This is a genomic window from Neisseriaceae bacterium CLB008 (assembly GCA_041228285.1).
GTDB lineage: Bacteria > Pseudomonadota > Gammaproteobacteria > Burkholderiales > Neisseriaceae > JAGNPU01.
Genome location: CP166133.1, coordinates 274,991 through 294,661 on the forward strand (window position 1 = coordinate 274,991; position 19,671 = coordinate 294,661).

Below are 19,671 nucleotides of genomic sequence, written 5' to 3' on the forward strand. Positions count from 1 at the left end.
GGGTTACCAAGTGTCTTTGTGGGTGATGTCGATGATGCCGGCAATGGCGGCTTTTTTAACGTCTTGTAAGAGTGCAGCTAAGTTTGTACTTAAAGATGCATATTGAATCGCTTTCACGATCATGGGCGCGTTCAGTCCCGTGAGCATGGCCGTGTCTTGGTTGAGGATGAATTTATTGGCGACATTGCAGGGCGTGGCCCCAAAAATGTCGGTCAAAATCAACACGCCATAGCCAAAATTCAGCTCGCCTAAGAGCTTGGAGATCTTCGCGTGAACCACTTCGGGTTCGTCGTTTTTTTCAACGTTTAAAATACGCACGTTGCCCGGCAGCGCAGGAAAAAAATGCGTGGCCAAGTGGTTAAATGCCGAACCCAACGATTCGTGGGTGACAATGAGCAAGCCAATCATAATAAGGGTCTTTTAAAAAGCTTTATAGGGTGACAAAGAACAAAAAAGGTAAATGCCTGAGTGTAAGCATTTACCTTATCGCGAAAACTGTCAAGCATGGTTAGGCTTGAGGCTCTTTTAGGGCGTAAATGGCGGGGAGGTTACGCCATGAACCGCTGACGTCCATGCCGTAGCCAAATACGTAGCGATTGGGTACGTCTAGGCCCACAAAGTCGGCCTGCATGGGTTTGGTTTGCGGCAACAGCTTGTTGGCAAAAACGGCACAGTGGCAGGATAGGGCGCCCATAGACAAGACTTTTTCCTTGATGGCCACCATGGTGTGACCTTCATCCAAAATGTCGTCTAAGATTAAAACATGGCGGCCTTCGAAGCCTTCTTTGGGAAAGCGGGTCCAGTTAAAGTTGCCGCCGGAGAGCTTGTCACCGTAGCGAGACACGTGCACGTAGTCAAAGTCTAGCGGGAACGTTAGCTTGGGTAATAATTGGCCAGTAAACACCACGGCGCCGCCCATAACGGGTAGCACCAAGGGGTATTTGTCGCCCAAGGTGGCGGTGATGTCTTGAGCCATTTTGGCTAAGGCTGCTTCACAGGTGGGTTCATCAAAAAGCAGTTCTGCTTCATCTAAAATGGCTTGTGTTTGCGCTAAAGAATGCACACAGTTTCCTTCTTGTTTGAGGTGTATGGGGCAATTATAGGATTTATAAGCGCCAAATACAAAGACAATGTTGCGCCGTGGCGACAGATTGCGCCACGGTCTGTGTTTAGTGGCGTTCGGCGGTGGCCAAAACTTCGCCCATGCGGGTTAGGCCTTGTGGGAACAGCGTTGGGCTGAGGATGACGCTGCCTGCGGTAAATAAATTAATTACCGTAGAACCTAATTGGAAGCGGCCCATTTCTTCGCCTTTGGCCAAATGCACGGCTTCTGGTCCTTCGCTAGGGTAGGTCCAACGCTGCAAGACGCCTATGCGCGGCGGATTGATGACGCCTGCCCACACGGTTTCGATGCTGCCCACGATGGTGGCGCCCACCAAAATTTGCACCATGGGGCCAAACGGCGTGTCAAATAAGCAGATCACGCGCTCGTTGCGGGCGAATAAATTCGGCACGTTTTGCGCGGTTAAGGGGTTCACCGAAAAGAGGTCGCCCGGCACGTAAATCATTTCCTTTAACACGCCATCACAGGGCATGTGCACGCGATGATAGTCCTTAGGAGACAAATAAGTAGTGATGAACTGGCCGCTTTGGAACTGTGCCGTCATGTCTTTGTCGGCCGCCACCAGCGCTTCTAAGGTGTAATCATGGCCTTTGGCCTGCATGATGCGGCCCGCGTCGATGGCGCCTAGCTGGCTCACGGTGCCGTCGGCAGGCTGAACCAGAACGTGATCGCCAGCGGCGATGGGGCGAGCGTCTGGCTTTAAGGCGCGGGTGAAAAACGCGTTAAAGTGGGCGTAGTCGGCCACGTTTTCGTGGACGGCTTCGCTCATGTCGACTTTATAAACCTTGATAAAGGTGTTGATGATCCAGCGCGTAATGGCGCCACGCTCTTGGTTGGCAACCCAGCCAGCAAAGCGGGTGAGACCCTGTTGGGGAATGAAATACTGGAGTGAGATTTTAAATTTTTCTAACACGGATACCTCGGTTTATACGGGAACAATCAAACGGCTGAGGCCGGCATGGTTACTTCGCCGGCGGATGCTGTCCGTATTTTAGCCTGAATAAAGCGGTAAGTGGGGATTAATGGTATGGGGCGGTCAATGGCGAGGGTGGGGGTGCCCTCGCAGTTAGTGTAGGGTGGTGCAAAGCGTAGCGTGCCCACCGTTGGAAATCGTTTGTTTCACAATGCTTCGGTTATTTCGCTATTGATTAAAGGTTGCCTTTCGCCTGTAGGCGACATACTTTCTTTTGGGTGGCCAAAAGAAAGTATGCAAAGAAAAGGCCACCCCTGCTTATTCGCCCCCTTCTCTGAAGGGGGTTCCCTCGGCGGAACCTATTGGCCCAGCGCGTGCAAAAGTGGCGCCCTCCTATAAAAGCGTGGTCGGCCACCACAAGCGTCTTGCCCGCTTCATCTGGGCCAATAGAACCCGTCTCGGCGACTAAAAGGGGACGGGTACTTCACTGAGTGGCTGAGGTGGTGAGATGAAATTGATGTCAGTGAATCAACAAACCTTTTTTACGTCTACAGTGTAGGCCCTTAAGCGTAGGGTGGGTCGTGACCCACGCGGGTTTTAAATATGGGCACCTGAGCACGTTAGGAGTGGTGGGTAGGCTACGCTTTACCCACCTTACGTGAGGTATGAGCCATGGCAGCCAGAGCCAATATCACCCTAAGCCAGGCACAAAAAACGCCACCTTAGTTAAAGGTGGCGTTTGGTATCGTCATTCTGCGTGGGGCGCTTATTTAGCCAAAATAATGCGCAACATACGACGTAGCGGCTCGGCGGCGCCCCATAGCAATTGGTCGCCCACGGTGAAGGCGCTGATGTATTCGCCGCCCATGGCCAATTTGCGGATGCGGCCAACCGGTACCGATAGGGTGCCGGTTACGGCGGTTGGAGACAGTTCTGCCATAGACGCTTCTTTGGTGTTTGGAATCACTTTAACCCAGTCATTGGCACCGGCCAATAGGGCTTCGATTTCGGCCAAAGGCAGATCTTTTTTCAGCTTCAGCGTGATCGCTTGGCTGTGGCAGCGCATGGCGCCAACGCGTACACACAAGCCGTCAATCACGGTTTTGCGATCGGTGCCTAAGATCTTATTGGTCTCGACATCGCCTTTCCATTCTTCTTTTGATTGGCCATTGCCTAGGTCGGCGTCAATCCAAGGGATTAGGCTACCGGCTAAAGGCACGCCGAAGTTGGCGTCAGGGAAGCGGTCGCTGCGCAAGAAATCAGACACTTTGCGGTCGATGTCCAAAATGGCGCTGGCTGGGTCGGCTAATTCGGTGGCCACTTCGGCTTCGATGGCGCCCATGCCCTGAATCAGTTCGCGCATATTCTTGGCGCCGGCGCCTGAAGCTGCTTGATAAGTCATTGAGCTGGCCCACTCCACCAAATTGTTTTGGAACAGGCCGCCTAAGGCCATCAGCATCAACGACACGGTGCAGTTGCCGCCGACAAAGTTTTTCACACCATTGGCCAAGCCTTGGTCGATGACGTCGCGGTTCACAGGGTCTAAAATGATTAAGGCATCGTCTGCCATGCGTAGGCTAGACGCAGCATCAATCCAGTAGCCGTTCCAGCCGCTGTCGCGCAGGGGTTGGAATACGCTGGTGGTGTAATCGCCGCCTTGGCAGGTGACGATGATGTCCATTTGTGCCAATGCCTGAATGTCGTTCGCATCCTTTAATGGCGGCACGTCTTTACCGATGTTTGGGGCTTGGCCGCCAACATTAGAGGTCGTAAAAAAGACTGGCTCTGTAATGTGGTTAAAATCTAACTCCTGTTGCATGCGCTGCATCAACACCGAACCCACCATTCCACGCCAACCAACAAATCCTACTTTCACAGTATTACTCCTCTTAACTCTAGATAAACTAAATAATATAAAGCCAAATAAATAAAAGCTCATACACTCAAAAGATGAACCTTCAGTTGTAACCCCATCAACCAAAAAAGTAAAGATGCCACCGCTTGCTTTATTAAAAAATAATTGCTATTAGGTGGGCGCTGTACGGCTAGGTCATTCTGATTTGCAGGCTTTACATGGAAAAAACCGCCGCAAATGATTTGGTTCGGGCTATAATCGAAGACTTTAAGTGGGCGCATTGGCTCATCACTGCCGTGGCATCATGGTGATCAGCACTCTGGCCCAGGCGTCGACACTGGCCTTAACCCCCGCATTGGACTGCTTTGCCTGAAATCATCAGGCAAATGAGGCTTCAGTTGCGTAGGTGTGGCGCATAACCCAATCAAACAGAAAGGGATTTGGCAGCATGACAGAGCCAAAAAAAGACGACACCCCATCGTCTCAAAAAAGTTTCATTAAATCGGGCATTTATCTTTTGCCTAACTCATTTACCTTGGCCGCATTGTTCTCAGGTTTTTATGGCATTGTTCAGGCCATGAACGGTCGTTTTGAGCTGGCAGCCATCGCGGTCTTTATTTCCATGATTCTAGACGGCATGGATGGCCGTGTGGCGCGCATGACGCATAGCCAAAGTGATTTTGGCGCTGAATTTGACAGTTTGGCCGACATGGTGAGCTTTGGCGTGGCGCCGGCGTTGATTGCCTATGAGTGGCAGCTGCAGGCTTTTGGTCGCTTAGGCTGGGCCGTGGCGTTTATTTACTGCGCCTGCGCCGCCATGCGGTTGGCTTTATTTAATACCATGGTCGGTAAAACCGACAAACGCTGGTTTGTCGGCATCCCTAGCCCGACAGCAGCGGCCTTGGTGTGCGGTCTGGTGTGGATTAGCCATGAATACGAAACCATGCCTTATGTAGGTTGGATTGCGGTGGTGTTGACGGCCTTTGCTGGCTTGTCGATGGTGGTGCCGGTGAAATTTTGGAGCTTTAAAGAGCTGCACGTGCGCCGTAAAATGCCATTTTTCACGCTGTTGATCTCGATCGTGATTTTATTGCTGCTGGTGTTAGAGCCTGCCCTGGTGTTGTTCAGCTTCTTTGTATTGTATAGCCTGTCTGGCTATGTTCACTATGTGTGGAGCGCTTTGAAAAAACCCAAGTCGGCTGCATAAGCAACGGATTCATGGAAAAAGCTGCCTTTTAAGGCAGCTTTTTGTGTATTTTTCTTTGACGCTTTATTGACTTGGTGTATTTTGTGTTAATGTAAATGCTCATGGGTGTGCCAGCTACGGCAACACCGCGTGGGCGTTGATTTAGGAACCTTTTGTGCGTATGAACAGTCTTTCTTCACATGCTTGGACCATTGATGACGATGGTTGGCTGCATCAGGCCATTCATCTACCCTCTCCAAACCATGAGGGCCGGGTAGACGCGATCGACTTAATCGTGCTGCACAATATTTCGTTGCCGCCTTTCGAGTACCAACAGCAAGGGCCGCAGCAGCTGTTTCAAAATGCGCTTGACCCCAGCGTCCATCCATTTTATACGGTGATACAGGCGCTGCGGGTGTCCAGTCATTTATTGATTGAGCGCAGCGGGGCGGTGACTCAGCTGGTGTCGTTTCAAGACCAGGCCTACCATGCTGGCGTGTCCTCGTTTCAAGGGCGCGAACGCTGTAACGGGTTTTCAATTGGGATTGAGTTAGAAGGCTGTGATTTTGAGCCTTTCACTGAAGCTCAGTATCAGGCATTGGTGCCGCTGTTAGCGGCGCTGTGCCAGCATTATCAGATTGAAGCGATCACCGGGCATGAAGACATTGCCCCTGATCGCAAGACAGATCCAGGCCATTTCTTTGATTGGTTTAAGCTTCAACAAGCAGGGTTGCCGATTATTAGGGGACAGGCCGATCAGCTATAAAGAGGAATCAATATACGCTGATGGCCGACTTAGATATAATCATCTAAAATGATGGCAACATGTGACAACTTGAATATAAAGTGATGATTGAATGATGAACGAATTGACCTTAGCGCTGGTGGTGATTTGTGTGGCGATTGTGGCGGCGGTATTCGGCTACAACATTTATCAGGAACGAAAATTCCGAGAGCAAATGCGTAAACGCTTTGGCGGTTCGCAGGACGATGTGTTGCTGCAAACCCAAAAAAATCAGGTTCGGGACGGCCAAGAAGGCATGCTGGCCCCAAGCTTGGTCAACCCTCAATCAACGCCTCAAGTGGTGACGCCAGAGCAAAAAGAGGTCGCGCCAGAGCCGACTACTTCAGGCCTCTTCGACGTAGTGCCTGAGCCGGCCAATATGGCGCGCGAAACGGATGATGACTTTGCAGCTTCATTGGCCGAACGCGCAGCCAATGAAGCTGCGGCGAATATGGCCTTAGAAACCGAATACGAAGCCGAAGACGACAGCGCCCCCTTATTGGTGCAAGAGCCTGTTGCGCCGATGCAGCAGGTGATTTTTGAAGAAGTTGAAGTGACGCCTGCGCCGCAAACGGCCCCCGAAGTGGTGAACCGCAAACTGTTGCTGCGCTTAAAAGACATGGCCAAGCTGGATTTGCCTTGGTTTGACCGTCGCTGTGATTACACGGCTTATGTGTCTTTGGCCGAACCACGCGAACTGACCGTGGCGCCGCGCTTGAGCAACCGTCATCGCTTTCGCATCATTGGCTGCACCATGGACGGTCGCTACCAGCGTGCCGAGCCGATTCCTGGCGTGCAGTACCAAGGCTTTGTGCTGGGCCTTCAGGCCATCAGCCGCGCAGGCCTTGCACCGGTTGAAGATTTAGATCAGTTTGCGCAAAACGCCAATGCCTTTGCTGAAGAAATGAACGGCGGCCTATTGCTGACCGATGTGGATGAGTTTATGCAAAAAGCGCGGCCTTTGGACGAGCTGTGCGCCCGCGTGGACCAAACCATTGCGATTCACTTGTTGGCCCGCGGCAACGTGTCGGGCATGGAGCTACGCACCGAAGTCGAGCGCCTGGGCTTTGAGCTGGAGCACGATGGTGCCTTCCACTATCACGGCAGCGCCACCGAAGATTTATTCACCCTGGTGACCTTAGACAATACGCCGTTTACCGGGCCTTTGTTGGCCAATCAAACGTACCGTGGCTTCAGTATGCTGTATGATGTGACCCACGTGCCAACGGGCGAAAAATCGTTTGCCCAATTCATGGATTTAACCGTGAAATTGGCCAGCGCCTTACGCCTTGATTTGGTGGACGATCAGTTAAAAGAGTTATCGACTAGCTCGCTCAAGCAAATTCGCCAACACGTGGCCCAGCTACAGGGGGACATGGTGTCTGCCGGCATCGAGCCAGGCGACGAATTGGCTGAGCGCCTATTCGCTTAACTTTACCGCAAGCAGCTGAGGCATCATTTCGCGTAAATGATGCCTTTTTTATTGGAAAAAAGAGAGACCCACATGCACACAGTGGCGCAAAAATACGCTGAGCTTAAGGCTTTATTGCAACAGTACGGTCGTGAGTATTACGATCAAGACGCGCCCAGCGTGCCCGACAGCGAATACGATCGCCTGTATCGGGAATTGGTGGCCTTAGAGGCCGATCATCCAGCACTCATTCAGCCCGACTCGCCGACCCAGCGTGTGGGCGGCACCACGCTGAAGGCTTTTGCCCAGATCCAGCACATCGTGCCGATGCTGTCGTTAAACAATGCCTTTTCTGATTGGGATGAGGCCGACCCCAGGCAGCGACATGCTGAGCTAATCGCTTTTGATGAACGCATTAAAGGCCTGCTGCCCAGCGCCTATGCCTATGTGGCTGAGCCTAAGTTTGATGGCCTGGCGATCAGCCTAACCTATCGAGACGGTGTACTGGTTCAGGCCGCGACGCGCGGTGATGGCGTCACCGGTGAAGACGTGAGCGCCAATGTGCGCACCATTAAAAGCATTCCTTTAAACATTAACCGCCCCGGCGTGGTGGTGCCGAGCGTACTTGAAGTGCGTGGCGAAGTGCTGATGTTTAAGGCTGATTTTGAACGCATGAACGCCCAGCAAGAAGCCAAAGGCGAGAAGGCCTTTGTCAATCCAAGAAACGCCGCAGCCGGCAGCTTGCGCCAGCTCAGCTCCAAGATTGCCGCTAAGCGGCCGCTGAGCTTTTTTGCCTACGGCATCGCTCAGCTAGACGATGAGCTGCGCTTAGCCACCCACGCCGACGAACTGGCCTATTTAGCCACGCTGGGTATTCCTACGCCGCCCGCTGAGACGTGGGGTGTATTTGAGCAGCTGAGCGATCTATTGGCGTTTTATGAAGGCATGAGTGCTAAGCGTCCCGACTTGCCGTTTGAAATTGACGGCATGGTGTATAAGGTCAACGATTTGGCCCAGCAGCAGGCCTTAGGGTTTGTGTCGCGCGCGCCACGGTTTGCGATTGCGCATAAATTTCCGGCCGAGGAGGCGCTGACCACGGTGAACGACATCACCGTTCAAGTGGGCCGAACCGGTGCGATTACGCCGGTAGCGCGTCTGGCGCCGGTATACGTGGGTGGGGTGACGGTGACCAATGCCACCTTACACAATGAAGACGAAATTCGCCGAAAAGACGTGCGCGTGGGCGACACGGTGTACATTCGCCGCGCCGGTGACGTGATTCCTGAAGTGGTGCGGGTGCTGTTGGATAAACGCCCGATGCAGACGGTTAACGTGTCGACCGAACCGCTGGATTTATTTTCAGAGCCGGAAACTGAGGTGAAGGCTGTGCCAGTGTATGCGCCGTTTGAAATGCCCACGGCCTGCCCTGTGTGCCAAAGCCCCATCGTGCGTGAGGAAGGCGAAGCGATTGCCCGCTGTAGCGGCGGCTTAGACTGTGAGGCGCAGCGCGCGCAAGCCATGATTCACTTTGCCTCACGCCGCATGATGGACATTGATGGCCTTGGCCAAAAGCACATTGAAAATCTGGTTGCGTTTGGCTTGGTTAAAACCTTTGCCGACATTTATCGTTTGGATTTAGCCACGCTACAAAAAATGAAGCGCATGGCGGATGCGGCCGAGGCGGGCGAATCGATTGAGCTGGCCATCAGCGCGCCGATGAAAGGCGAGCCAACTTTGTGGGCCGAGAATATTTTACAAGGCATTCATGCCAGTAAGCAGCCGCTGTTGGCCCGTTTTGTGTTTGCCTTAGGGATACGCCACGTGGGCGAAAGCACGGCCAAGACGCTGGCCCAATATCTCGGTCGTTTGGATTTAGTGCGCCGAGCGCCTGCGCCGATTTTGGCCTGCCTGCCTGACGTGGGCGCCATCGTGGCTCAGGCCATTGCCGACTATTTCGCTCAAGAGGCTCATCAACAGCAGCTTGATGATTTATTGGCGGCTGGCGTGGCGCCGATCGAGCAGGCGCCTAATCTGGCTATTGAAGCACTGTGGGCGGATGAGGCGTTGTTGAGTCGTTTACCCGGCATTAAGCTGACGCCGGTACGGGCCAAGGAACTGCTGGCATTGGCGGGTAGTTGGGCGGCGCTGGCCACCGACAATGCCTTGCCCAATCATTGGCAGGCTTGGCGCCAACAGCCAGAGCATGGCTTGTTGTTGCAGCAAATCGCTGATTTTAAAGCCGCACTCAGACAGGCGGTGGCCGCCGAGCCCGTCTCCGAAACGGCCGCGCCGGCGCAAATTCTTTTGGGCAAGACCGTGGTCTTGACCGGTACCTTACCGACGCTTAAGCGTGATGAAGCCAAAGACATGGTGGAGGCAGCCGGCGGTAAGGTGGCGGGCAGCGTGTCTAAAAAAACCGACTATGTGGTGGCGGGCGAAGCCGCCGGTAGTAAGCTGGAGAAAGCGCAGGCCTTGGGCGTGACCGTTTTAGATGAGGGTCAGCTATTGGCCTTATTGAATCAGGAAAGTACATCATGAAGCCGATTAAAAAAGCCGTGTTCCCCGTAGCGGGCATGGGCACCCGTTTTTTACCCGCCACTAAAGCCAGCCCCAAAGAGATGCTGCCGATTGTGGATAAACCTTTAATTCAGTATGCGGTTGAAGAAGCGGTGGCCGCGGGCTGTACCGAAATCGTGTTCGTCACCGGGCGCAATAAGCGCAGCATCGAAGACCATTTTGACAAGGCTTACGAATTAGAAACCGAGCTGGCCTACCGTAATAAAGACAAGCTGCTGGCCCATGTGCAGGACATCTTGCCCAAAAACGTGAGCTGCCTCTACACCCGCCAAACTGAAGCTTTGGGTTTGGGTCATGCTGTTTTGTGCGCCAAGCCCGCGGTGCGTCACGAAGCTTTTGCGGTGATTCTGGCCGATGATTTAATCGACGCGCCTCAGGGCGCCCTAAGCCAAATGCTGGCGGTGCATGAGGCCAGCGGCGGCGCTAATGTGTTGGGCGTGGAAACCGTGGCCAAAGAAGACACGGGCGCCTACGGCATTGTGGAAGTAGTGGCCGAGGGCGGCTATCAGCGCATCAGCAGTATTGTGGAAAAACCGCATCCCGATGTGGCGCCTTCTAATTTGGCCGTGGTGGGGCGCTATATTTTGACGCCGCGTATTTTTGAATTACTGCAAAACACCCCTAAAGGCGCCGGCGGCGAAATACAGCTGACCGATGCGATTGCCGCCATGCTGGCCTATGAGCCCGTTTTAGCGCATGCTTTTGACGGCGTACGTTATGACTGCGGCAGCAAGCTTGGCTATTTAGAAGCAACGGTGGCCTATGGTTTGAAACACCCAGAAGTAGGGGCGCAGTTTGCCGCTATTTTGGCCAAACATGTGCCGCAGAGCATTTGATGCTGCTGCGTTGGCGGGTATACTAAAGGCATTAGGCATGGCTCACTCTGGAGCGAAAGGCATAAAGGATAGGCAATGGGCTTATTAAGCAAGTTGTGGCATCAGTGGCAGCACAAAAAAGGCCAAGAGGCCGCGGTGGTGCAAGAGGTGTTTCAGTCAGTGCCTCATTACATTAACCACCGCCGTCTGGCTTCAGGCTCGGGCCGAGTGGCTGAGGTGTTTAATCCTGCCACAGGTGTGGCTGAAAAAGAGGTTGGCTTGGCCAACAGCGATGAAGTGCAGCTGGCGGTTCAGGCCGCTAAGTCGGCGCTGAGCCACTGGGCCAAAACCACGCCGGCGCACCGAGCGCGGGTGTTGTTTAAGTATAAGGAGCTCTTGGAGGGCAATCGGCAGGAGTTAGCGGGCGCTGTGGCGGCTGAGCAAGGCAAGCTGTTGTCAGATGCCTTAGGTGAGGTCGATCGCGGCATCGAAGTGGTGGCCTTTGCCTGTGGGGCGCCGTATTTACTCAGCGGCGATTACGCCCATGAGGTTAGCCATGAAGTCGACAGCTACAATTTTCGTAGCCCAGTGGGCGTGGTGGTGGGCATCACGCCGTTTAACTTTCCGGCCATGATTCCGCTGTGGATGGCGCCCTTGGCCATCGTGTGTGGCAATACGTTTGTCTTGAAGCCATCCGAACAGACGCCTTCGGCAGCGCTGCTGTTGGCGGATTTATTCCAGCAGGCCGGTCTGCCTGAGGGCGTCTTCAACGTGTTACAGGGTGATCAGGTGGCGGTTGATGCTTTGATTGCCCATCCTGACGTGGCGGCCGTGAGCTTTGTTGGTTCCACCCAGGTAGCCGAAAAAGTGTATGAGGCAGCGGCCAAGCATCATAAGCGGGTACAGGCCTTGGGCAGCGCCAAAAATCACATTGTGGTGATGCCAGACGCGCCTTTGGATCAAGCGATTGATGCCTTGGTTGGCGCAGCCTTTGGTGCCGCCGGCGAGCGCTGTATGTCGGCGGCAGTGGCGGTGGTGGTGGGTGACGCGGCGCCAGAACTCATGGCTAGGTTAGAAGCCAAAGTGGCCAGCGTGCGCACCGGCGTTAAGCATGAGGCTGGCGTGCATTACGGCCCTTTGATCAGCCAAGCGCATTTGGATCGGCTCAAAGCCTGTGTCGACATGGGTGTGGCCGAGGGCGCCGAGCTATTGATCGATGGACGTGGCTGCCGGGTAGAAGGGCATGAAGGCGGCTATTTTTTAGGGCCCTGTCTATTTGATGGCGTGACCCCGAATATGCGTATTTATCAGCAAGAGCTGTTTGGGCCCATTCTGTGCGTGGTGCGGGTGCCACATTTAGAGGCGGCTTTGGATTTAATCAATCAGTGCGCCTACGCTAACGGCGGCAGCATCTTCACTCAGTCTGGCCGCGTGGCCCGTGAGTTTGTGGCCAAGGTCGAGGTGGGCATGGTCGGGGTGAACGTCCCCGTGCCGATGCCGATGGCGTTTCACAGCTTTGGTGGCTGGAAGAACTCTTTGTTTGGGGATTTAGCGGTGTATGGCCAAGACGGCATTCGTTTTTATACCCGCACCAAAAACGTCACCACGCGCTGGCATGAGGTAGAGGGTGCGTCGTCGTTTGATTTACCCAGCCAGTAATCAGCGTAACCATCAAAAAAGCGAGCTTAGAGGCTCGCTTTTTTGATGGGGTTGTCCTAGCCGAATAGGTCGGTTTGCGGTGTGGTTGCCGGCGGCAGCTGCCATTGAATCGCGGGGCGGCCATGCTGGCTGAGATAGTCGTTTGCCAGCACGAAGTGCCGATTACCGAGAAAGCCGCGGCTGGCCGACAGCGGCGACGGATGGGCAGATGAGAGGATTAAATGACGTTTGGCGTCGATGAGGCTGGCCTTGGCGGCAGCGTGCTTGCCCCACAGTAAAAAGGCCGTGTGCTGGGTGTGTGCGTTGACGAAGCCCAGCAAGGCATCGCTGACGGTGGCCCAAGGCCAAGCCTTATGGCTAGCGGCTTGGTGAGCCTCGACGCTAAAGGCCGTGTTCAACAGGAGCACGCCTTGCGCCACCCAAGCGCTTAAGTCGCCGTGGGAGGGAGCGGTGAACGATGTTGATTGGGCCAGCTCTTTATACATATTGCGCAGAGATGGTGGCACCCGTTCGCCTAAGGCCACAGAAAAGGCTAAGCCGTTGGCTTGATTCGGCCCGTGGTAGGGGTCTTGCCCCACGATCACGCAGCTGACCTGAGCGACGGGCATGGCTAAGGCCGCAAATAGCTGGTCTACCGGCGGATAGAGGGTTTTTTGCGCCGCCACCTCGGCTTGATAGCGCGCGTGACAGTCTTGCAGCGCGGCCAAGACAATCGGGGTGCTGAGGCAGGGCAACCAGCTGGCGTCAATGTGGCTGAGGGCTGCCTGCCATAGCGGCAGCTGGGCGGCCAGTTGGGCGTGGTTCATCTCAATAGGTCGGCACGCTGGGGTCGATGCTGCGCGACCAAGCATCAATACCGCCAGTGAGGTTGTAGACGTCGGCTTCAAAGCCTGTGTGCTTCAAGAACATGGCTACTTGCAGGCTGCGCATGCCGTGGTGGCAATACACCACGATGGGTGCATCATCAGGCAATTCATTGTGGCGTAGGGGGATGACGTTCATCGGGATGTGTACGTGGCCAGGCAGAGCGCAATGCGCCACTTCGTTGTCTTCACGCACGTCCAGTAAAACAAAAGGTTTGTTATCTTGCTGCCATTGGGCCAGCTCGGCAACCGAAAGAGTGTATACGTTGCTCATGGTGTCTTTTTCAGAGAGGGTGAAAATAAAGCCCTTGTGGTAACAAGGGCTTTTGTGTGGGCTTCTTTAGAATGTAAAGCGTGAAGCAACGAGGCTGTCTGCGCCCTGTAAAGGGGCAATGTAGGCGTCGAATAAACGTTTTTCGGTGAAGGTGTCACCGCTACGCACAACTAGGGTGGCGCGTTGGATGGGGTCGGCTGCATCGCCAATCATGGCAATCAAACGACCACCGTCAGCCAACTGAGCCTTTAGCGTTTCTGGCACGACAGGACAAGAGCCGCCGACCAAGATGGCTTGGTAAGGTGCTTGGTCGTTCACGCCTTGAAGGCCGTCTGCCTGTTTGTAGGTCACGTTATTGCGGTTAAGCTTTTGTAGGGCGGCTTCGGCTAGTTTGAGCTGATCGGCGTCGACGTCTACGGTCAAAACGCTGTGGGCCATGGCCGACAAAATGGCGGTGCCGTAGCCAGAGCCTGTGCCCACTTCAAGGGCATTTTCAGTGTTGGTGAGTTTGAGGGCCTGAATCATGCGCGCCACGATTTTGGGCTCGGTCATTTCGCTGCCGTTGGCCAAAGGCAATACTTGGTCGGTATACGCAATGGCTTTTTGTGCCTCAGAAACGAACAGTTCGCGTGGAATTTCTTGTAAAACATCCAGCAAATCAAAGTCCAAAACATCCCATGGGCGGATTTGTTGTTCCACCATGTTAAAACGCGCGTTGTTAAAGTCCATCCTGCACTCCAAAAGCTGATTATCATGAAGGGGTTGATTATCCCATATTTACACCGAACGTGCATGGTTTAACGCAACAAAAAGCAAAGCCCATGCCATGGTGTCAAGTCCGTCTATAAAAAAGACGGCCAGCGGCCGTCTTGAATTAAGGGTCGGGCGTGCGGCTAGCGTTTATTGTCGAACAGAATACGCGTGGCTAAGCCAAACAGCACCGTGCCCATTAAGTAGCGTTGGGCCAACATCCAGCTGGGCTTGCTGTTTAAAAAATAGGCAATTCGGCCTGCCATGAGGATGATTAAGGCGTTGACGCTGAGACTGACCAGAATTTGCGTGCTGCCCAAAACCAAGGACTGGCTCAAGATGCTGCCGCTGCCAGGGCTCATGAACTGAGGCAGAAGCGAAACGTAAATAATCGCTACCTTGGGGTTCAGGGCGCTGGTTAAAAAGCCCATGAAAAAAAGCTTTTTGGGGCCGTCGTGGTCCAACTCGGTCACCTGAAAGGCTGAGCGCCCGTTGGGCTTGAGCGCCTGCCAGGCAAGGTACATTAAGTATAGGGCGCCGGCAATGCGTAAGGTATCGTAAGCGTACGGCACCAATAAGATTAAGGTGGTGATGCCTAAGGCGGCGCAAATCAAGTAAAACACAAAGCCCAAGGCAATACCGGCCAGCGACATAAAGCCTGCCGCAGCGCCTTGGCTGATGGAGCGCGAAATGAGGTAAATCATATTCGGCCCAGGGGTTAAAACCATGCCTAGGGCGACGAGGGCAAAGGCAATCATATTGTGGGTGGTGGGCATGATGAGGGGCAGCAGAAAAGTAAGGGGACTCTACATTAATGCGTTTAAATGGGGATGTATAGAATTATTTTAAACCTATGCTTATGGCTTGGTGCGGTTGGCATAAAACAAGCCCGTAACGCATGCGCTACGGGCCTAGTGTCGGTTTTATCACCGTTTGGGGTGAGGCTTAGGCAAACAGTGAGGCGTATTGGCCATAGCCTTCATCGGCCAGTCGGCTAGCGGGGATAAAGCGCAGGGCTGCGCCGTTGATGCAATAGCGCAGGCCGCCTAAATCGGTTGGCCCATCGTTAAAGACGTGGCCAAGATGAGCGTCGCTGCCTTCACTACGCACTTCCGTGCGCACGCGGCTAAGGCTACGGTCTTCGTGCTCCGTTACCACGGGCGCGGCGATGGGTTTGCTGAAAGAGGGCCAGCCGCAGCCTGCGTCAAACTTATCTAAAGAGCTGAATAAGGCGTCGCCATTGACGATGTCAACGTAGATGCCTGGCTCATTGAACTGGTCGTATTCGCTGCTGAACGGTGGCTCGGTGCCGTTCTCTTGGGTGACGTGGTAGCTAAGCTCGGATAGGCGCTGTTTTAAATCGTTTTGTTTTGACATGATGGGGCTCCTTGATGGTGATGAATGGATTATGCCCCTAGATGAGGATTTGATCAAGAATTATCCGTCTAGATGGCTATTTGTGGAGTAAAAAAAAGCAGCTTACCGAGTAAGCTGCCTTAAAAAGGGGGTGATTAACCTTAGAGGAAGTTGCCGCCAATCTCAATAAAGAGCTTAATCATGGCCGTATTCACAATGTCGATAAAGAAGGCACCCACCATAGGCACGATCAAAAACGCCTTGTGAGAAGGGCCAAATGATTGGGTAATCACCTGCATATTGGCGATGGCAGTAGGGGTGGCGCCGAGGCCAAAGCCACAGTGGCCAGCGCTCAAAACGATGGCGTCGTAGTCTTTGCCCATGATTTTGAAGGTGATAAAGTAAGCAAACAGCGCCATAACGAGGGTTTGAATGCTTAAAATAATCAAAACCGGTACGGCCAATTCGGCCAGCTGCCATAGTTTTAGTGACATTAAAGCAATGGCTAGGAATAAAGACAGGCTCACGCTGCCAAGGACGTCAACGGCACGGTCAAATACGTCGTGACGCACAATGTGGGTCAATACGTTGCGGATGATCACGCCAGTGAACAGACACCAAACAAAGGTTGGTAGCTGTAGGGCAGTGTCTTTGGTGATGCTGTCCAAATAGGTGCCGACGCTCAAACAGATGGCCAGCATGGTCACGGTTTCGATGATGGCGCTGGCGTTGATGCGGCGGCCTTGGTTAGGGCGTTCGAACGCCACTTCAACCTCTTCCTCTTCGTTTTCAACTTGCGGTTGACGGTCGATTTTTTTCAACAGACGACGCGCAACAGGGCCGCCAATCGTGCCGCCCAAAACCAAGCCAAAGGTGGCGCAGGCCATAGCCAGTTCTACCGCGCCGGTGACGCCGTATTTCTCGCTTAACAGCGCGCCCCAGGCGGCTCCAGAGCCGTGGCCACCAGATAAGGTAATAGAGCCTGCGATCAAGCCGTAGAACGGATTTTGATCCAAGGCCAAAGCTAAGCTCATGCCGACCGTGTTTTGTACAAAGATCAGGGCAGATGCCACCGCCACGAAAATCAAAATGGGCTTGCCGCCTTTAATAAGGCGTGAGAAGTCTGCACTCAGGCCAATAGACGAGAAGAACGCCAGCATAAGAGAGTCTTGTAAGGCTTTGTCAAAGTTAAATTCAATGCCCCAAGCTTGGTAGACCGCCAATAGGCCAATAGCCACCAAAAAGCCACCGGCAACCGGTTCAGGAATGTGGTATTTCTTCAGAAAGTTAATTTTCTTAACCAGCAGCGAGCCTAATAGTAAAACCAAGCAGGCAGCCACTAAGGTGAAATGTGCATTTAATTGCATAAATGTTTCCTTACATGACTCATGTAGAGTATCAAATAGGCGATATTATTCTTGTTTTTTTGCCGTGAACGTTGTGAAAAAAGGGCTAATTATATAGAAATATTGGCATTCTATCGCGGATTATAGAGATTTTATTTTTTAATCGCCCTTATTTTGGCAATGTTCTGCTGCTGTTTTTAATGCCTAGGTTTGTGCCAAAAAGGAATGAATTATTTGTTTTTAAAGATAAAAATGATGGATTGGAACGAATGTCCATTTGAAGCGAGTGCTGCCTTAAAAAAATGCGACAATGGCGTTGTTTATGCTTATGGATTGATGACTGTTGAGGATTGAGGCAGCTTTAGGCCTAAAAAAACCTGCCGAAGCAGGTTTTTGATCCATCATGATTTAGTCGACTTGGCGTAAAGCATCGCGTAAGGCTGTGCGCACGCCTTCTTCGATCACCGGGTGGTAGAACGGCATGTCCAGCATTTGTGCTAACGTCATGCCTTGCTGGTGTGACCAAGCCAGTAGATGGGCGATGTGTTCGGCACGAGGGCCAATCATTTCGGCGCCCAAAAATAGGCCGGTGTGTTTGTCGGCATACACGTGTAAGCGGCCTTTATTGACCAGCATGACGCGGCTACGGCCTTGGTTTTCAAACGACACTTCGCCAACGACTAGACGGTCGCTGTCTTTAAAGCGCTCGCTTAAAGTGCGATGGGTGTCGCCGATGAGCGCAATTTGTGGATCGCTGAACACAACCGACAGTAGGCTGCGACGTAGGCCGGCTTCTGTATTCGGATAAATGCCCGCGTTGTGACCAGCAATACGGCCTTGGTCGGCGGCTTCGTGCAGCAGTGCCAATTGGTTAGAGGCGTCGCCTGCAATAAAGATGTGCGCCAGGCTGGTTTGCATGGTTTTATGGTCGGCGACCGGTACACCACGTTCATCTAACTGAATGTCGAGATTCTCTAAACCAATATTGTCTACATTGGGGCGGCGGCCAATGGCAGCCAATACGTAGTCAACGGTGATGGTTTCGGCTTGGCCTTCGTCGCTTTTGAAGCTGATCTCTACTTGGTCGCCGCGGCGGGTGAACTGGGCATCTTTACTCTTGAGGTGCGCTTTAAGTTCTGATTTAAAGATTTTTTGCGCTTCGGTCATGAGTTTAGGGTCGGTCAATGGACCAACGCGGCCGCTGGCGCCAAATAGCGTCACGTCCACGCCGAGGCGATGCAACGCCTGGCCTAATTCTAAGCCAATCACACCAGGGCCAAAGACGGCCACGCTTTTGGGTAAGTCATCCCAAGCGAACACGTCGTCGTTGATGATGAGGCGATCGCCCAAGTCGGCCCAAGCATCGCGGTAGGGGGCCATATTGGTGCGTGAGCCCGTGGCAATCACAATGCGTTCGGCCGTGATTTGCGTGTGGTCATCGACTTGAATGGTGTGGGCATCAATAAAGCGCGCTTTGCCCAGAATTTTGTCTTCGGCAGGAAATTCATCTACGCTTTCCAACACAAAGCCAACGAAACGGTCACGCTCAGACTTCACGCGCTGCATGACTTCTTGGCCGTTTATGCGGATGTCGCCGTCTACATGTACCCCAAATGGGGCGGTGTGACGAGCGTGCTCAGCGGCTTCAGCGGCCGCGATCAATAGTTTTGAGGGCATACAGCCTACGCGGGCGCAGGTGGTGCCAAAGTGATGATCTTCAATTAAGATGACGCGTTCGGTTTGTGCTTTGGCTGCGCGGTAGGCGCCCATGCCGGCGGTCCCGCCACCCAAAATCACCACGTCGGTTGTTCGTTTTTGCATGATGTTCCTTTTGTTTGCTTGTGGAGGATACAAACAAAGCCCCGAGTTGAGGCTTTGTTTGGGTTCAATCGAGTTGCTTAAGCTTGTTTGGCTAAGTACTGATCTAATTCCTCACTGCCGCCGATGTAGCGACCACCAATGAATACTTGCGGTACCGAGGTTTTACCGGTGATGGCGCGTACGCTGACGGTGGTGGCGTCTTTGCCCAATACGATTTCTTCATAGTTCAGGCTGTGGTCTTGCAAAGCCTGCTTGGCTTTGGCACAGAATGGGCAGCCTGGTTTGCTGATCACGGTAATAGAAGGTTGTTCAGAATGCTCTGGCGCTAAGTATTTCAACATAGTGTCGGCATCTGATACTTCAAACGGATCGCCTTCTTTTTCTGGCTCAACAAACATTTTTTCAACCACGCCGTTTTTTACCAGCATTGAATAGCGCCATGAACGATCGCCAAAGCCAAGGTCGTCTTTGTGTACCAACATGCCCATGCCTTTGGTAAAGTCACAGTTACCATCGGGAATGAAGGTGATGTTTTCGGCTTCTTGGTCGGCTTTCCAAGCGTTCATCACGAAGGTGTCGTTCACAGACACGCACAAGATGTCATCAACGCCGTATTTTTTGAACGTGTCTGCCAGTTCGTTATAGCGTGGTAGGTGTGAAGAAGAACACGTTGGGGTAAAGGCCCCAGGTAGAGAGAACACCACAACGGTTTTATTGTTAAATAATTCATCAGTGGTCAGGGTCTTCCAGGCATCGCCTTCGCGAACGGGGAAAGACACGCTAGGGATTTTTTGACCTTCTTTAGATTGCAACATACTGACTCCTTAGTTATTGAGGTGAAATAATGGGTTGAATCAAAAACTTAATTTGGTTTTGATTCGGTATGTCATACAGTATAGGGTCTGATTGTCGTTTAGTAAAATTTATAGTTAAAATGA

The 19,671-nt window shown here is 52.9% G+C and carries 17 protein-coding genes and 1 pseudogene; 6 read left to right on the top strand and 12 right to left on the bottom strand.

Annotated features, from left to right (window positions below):
• Positions 1-3: 3 nt before the first annotated feature.
• The 4 genes from AB8Q18_01200 to asd (AB8Q18_01215) form a co-directional block, all read right to left on the bottom strand.
• Positions 4-408 (bottom strand): PTS sugar transporter subunit IIA, encoded by a 405-nt coding sequence (locus AB8Q18_01200; protein XDZ51698.1) that lies wholly within the window; start codon positions 406-408, stop codon positions 4-6.
• A gap of 100 nt (positions 409-508) precedes the next feature.
• Complete coding sequence (locus AB8Q18_01205; GenBank protein ID XDZ51699.1) at positions 509-1,063, bottom strand: hypoxanthine-guanine phosphoribosyltransferase; 555 nt, start codon at positions 1,061-1,063, stop codon at positions 509-511.
• 106 nt (positions 1,064-1,169) lie between these two features.
• Positions 1,170-2,036 carry an archaetidylserine decarboxylase gene (gene asd, locus AB8Q18_01210; GenBank protein XDZ51700.1) on the bottom strand — a complete coding sequence of 289 codons (867 nt, stop codon included), beginning with the start codon at positions 2,034-2,036 and terminating at the stop codon, positions 1,170-1,172.
• Between the two features lie 766 nt (positions 2,037-2,802).
• Positions 2,803-3,912: an aspartate-semialdehyde dehydrogenase gene (gene asd / locus AB8Q18_01215; GenBank protein ID XDZ51701.1), complete on the bottom strand. Its 1,110-nt coding sequence runs from the start codon at positions 3,910-3,912 to the stop codon at positions 2,803-2,805.
• A gap of 427 nt (positions 3,913-4,339) precedes the next feature.
• Here asd (AB8Q18_01215) and pssA point away from each other — a divergent pair, with 427 nt between their 5' ends.
• The 6 genes from pssA to AB8Q18_01245 all read left to right on the top strand — a co-directional run bounded on the left by pssA (position 4,340) and on the right by AB8Q18_01245 (position 12,323).
• On the top strand, positions 4,340-5,098 hold the full coding sequence (gene pssA / locus AB8Q18_01220) for a CDP-diacylglycerol--serine O-phosphatidyltransferase (GenBank protein ID XDZ51702.1): 759 nt from the start codon (positions 4,340-4,342) through the stop codon (positions 5,096-5,098).
• Positions 5,099-5,258: 160 nt separating this feature from the next.
• The gene (gene ampD / locus AB8Q18_01225; GenBank protein XDZ51703.1) at positions 5,259-5,843 is read left to right on the top strand and encodes a 1,6-anhydro-N-acetylmuramyl-L-alanine amidase AmpD; all 585 of its coding nucleotides are present in this window, start codon (positions 5,259-5,261) and stop codon (positions 5,841-5,843) included.
• A gap of 91 nt (positions 5,844-5,934) precedes the next feature.
• Positions 5,935-7,293, top strand: coding sequence for a cell division protein ZipA C-terminal FtsZ-binding domain-containing protein (locus tag AB8Q18_01230; GenBank protein XDZ51704.1), 1,359 nt, complete (start codon positions 5,935-5,937; stop codon positions 7,291-7,293).
• Positions 7,294-7,365: 72 nt separating this feature from the next.
• Positions 7,366-9,810, top strand: a complete 2,445-nt coding sequence (gene ligA / locus AB8Q18_01235; protein ID XDZ51705.1) for an NAD-dependent DNA ligase LigA — start codon at positions 7,366-7,368, stop codon at positions 9,808-9,810.
• Positions 9,807-10,685, top strand: a complete 879-nt coding sequence (gene galU / locus AB8Q18_01240; GenBank protein ID XDZ51706.1) for a UTP--glucose-1-phosphate uridylyltransferase GalU — start codon at positions 9,807-9,809, stop codon at positions 10,683-10,685. Before ligA ends, galU begins: the two co-directional genes overlap by 4 nt.
• 75 nt (positions 10,686-10,760) lie before the next feature.
• Entirely contained in the window at positions 10,761-12,323 is a 1,563-nt protein-coding gene (locus AB8Q18_01245) for a CoA-acylating methylmalonate-semialdehyde dehydrogenase (GenBank protein ID XDZ51707.1), read from the top strand.
• A 56-nt stretch (positions 12,324-12,379) separates the two neighbouring features.
• On the opposite strand, the gene ung is transcribed toward AB8Q18_01245, so the two are convergent.
• The 8 genes and pseudogenes from ung to AB8Q18_01285 form a co-directional block, all read right to left on the bottom strand.
• Positions 12,380-13,129 carry a uracil-DNA glycosylase gene (gene ung, locus AB8Q18_01250; protein XDZ51708.1) on the bottom strand — a complete coding sequence of 250 codons (750 nt, stop codon included), beginning with the start codon at positions 13,127-13,129 and terminating at the stop codon, positions 12,380-12,382.
• 1 nt (position 13,130) lies between these two features.
• Positions 13,131-13,460: a rhodanese-like domain-containing protein gene (locus AB8Q18_01255; protein ID XDZ51709.1), complete on the bottom strand. Its 330-nt coding sequence runs from the start codon at positions 13,458-13,460 to the stop codon at positions 13,131-13,133.
• A 66-nt stretch (positions 13,461-13,526) separates the two neighbouring features.
• Positions 13,527-14,189, bottom strand: coding sequence for a protein-L-isoaspartate O-methyltransferase (locus AB8Q18_01260; GenBank protein ID XDZ51710.1), 663 nt, complete (start codon positions 14,187-14,189; stop codon positions 13,527-13,529).
• Positions 14,190-14,353: 164 nt separating this feature from the next.
• The gene (locus AB8Q18_01265) at positions 14,354-14,986 is read right to left on the bottom strand and encodes a LysE family translocator (GenBank protein ID XDZ51711.1); all 633 of its coding nucleotides are present in this window, start codon (positions 14,984-14,986) and stop codon (positions 14,354-14,356) included.
• Between the two features lie 169 nt (positions 14,987-15,155).
• Positions 15,156-15,572: pseudogene (gene msrB, locus AB8Q18_01270) on the bottom strand (peptide-methionine (R)-S-oxide reductase MsrB).
• Positions 15,573-15,727: 155 nt separating this feature from the next.
• Positions 15,728-16,933, bottom strand: coding sequence for a sodium/glutamate symporter (gene gltS / locus AB8Q18_01275; GenBank protein ID XDZ51712.1), 1,206 nt, complete (start codon positions 16,931-16,933; stop codon positions 15,728-15,730).
• Positions 16,934-17,320: 387 nt separating this feature from the next.
• Positions 17,321-18,733, bottom strand: a complete 1,413-nt coding sequence (locus tag AB8Q18_01280) for a dihydrolipoyl dehydrogenase (protein ID XDZ51713.1) — start codon at positions 18,731-18,733, stop codon at positions 17,321-17,323.
• A 77-nt stretch (positions 18,734-18,810) separates the two neighbouring features.
• Positions 18,811-19,548: a glutathione peroxidase gene (locus AB8Q18_01285; protein ID XDZ51714.1), complete on the bottom strand. Its 738-nt coding sequence runs from the start codon at positions 19,546-19,548 to the stop codon at positions 18,811-18,813.
• Positions 19,549-19,671 lie beyond the last annotated feature (123 nt).

Coding starts and splice junctions, on each gene's coding strand:
- AB8Q18_01200 (XDZ51698.1), bottom strand. CDS start 408: ATGATTGGCTTGCTCATTGTCACCCACGAATCGTTGGGTTCGGCATTT.
- pssA (XDZ51702.1), top strand. CDS start 4,340: ATGACAGAGCCAAAAAAAGACGACACCCCATCGTCTCAAAAAAGTTTC.
- ampD (XDZ51703.1), top strand. CDS start 5,259: ATGAACAGTCTTTCTTCACATGCTTGGACCATTGATGACGATGGTTGG.
- AB8Q18_01230 (XDZ51704.1), top strand. CDS start 5,935: ATGATGAACGAATTGACCTTAGCGCTGGTGGTGATTTGTGTGGCGATT.
- ligA (XDZ51705.1), top strand. CDS start 7,366: ATGCACACAGTGGCGCAAAAATACGCTGAGCTTAAGGCTTTATTGCAA.
- galU (XDZ51706.1), top strand. CDS start 9,807: ATGAAGCCGATTAAAAAAGCCGTGTTCCCCGTAGCGGGCATGGGCACC.
- AB8Q18_01245 (XDZ51707.1), top strand. CDS start 10,761: ATGGGCTTATTAAGCAAGTTGTGGCATCAGTGGCAGCACAAAAAAGGC.
- ung (XDZ51708.1), bottom strand. CDS start 13,129: ATGAACCACGCCCAACTGGCCGCCCAGCTGCCGCTATGGCAGGCAGCC.
- AB8Q18_01255 (XDZ51709.1), bottom strand. CDS start 13,460: ATGAGCAACGTATACACTCTTTCGGTTGCCGAGCTGGCCCAATGGCAG.
- AB8Q18_01260 (XDZ51710.1), bottom strand. CDS start 14,189: ATGGACTTTAACAACGCGCGTTTTAACATGGTGGAACAACAAATCCGC.
- AB8Q18_01265 (XDZ51711.1), bottom strand. CDS start 14,986: ATGCCCACCACCCACAATATGATTGCCTTTGCCCTCGTCGCCCTAGGC.
- gltS (XDZ51712.1), bottom strand. CDS start 16,933: ATGCAATTAAATGCACATTTCACCTTAGTGGCTGCCTGCTTGGTTTTA.
- AB8Q18_01280 (XDZ51713.1), bottom strand. CDS start 18,733: ATGCAAAAACGAACAACCGACGTGGTGATTTTGGGTGGCGGGACCGCC.
- AB8Q18_01285 (XDZ51714.1), bottom strand. CDS start 19,548: ATGTTGCAATCTAAAGAAGGTCAAAAAATCCCTAGCGTGTCTTTCCCC.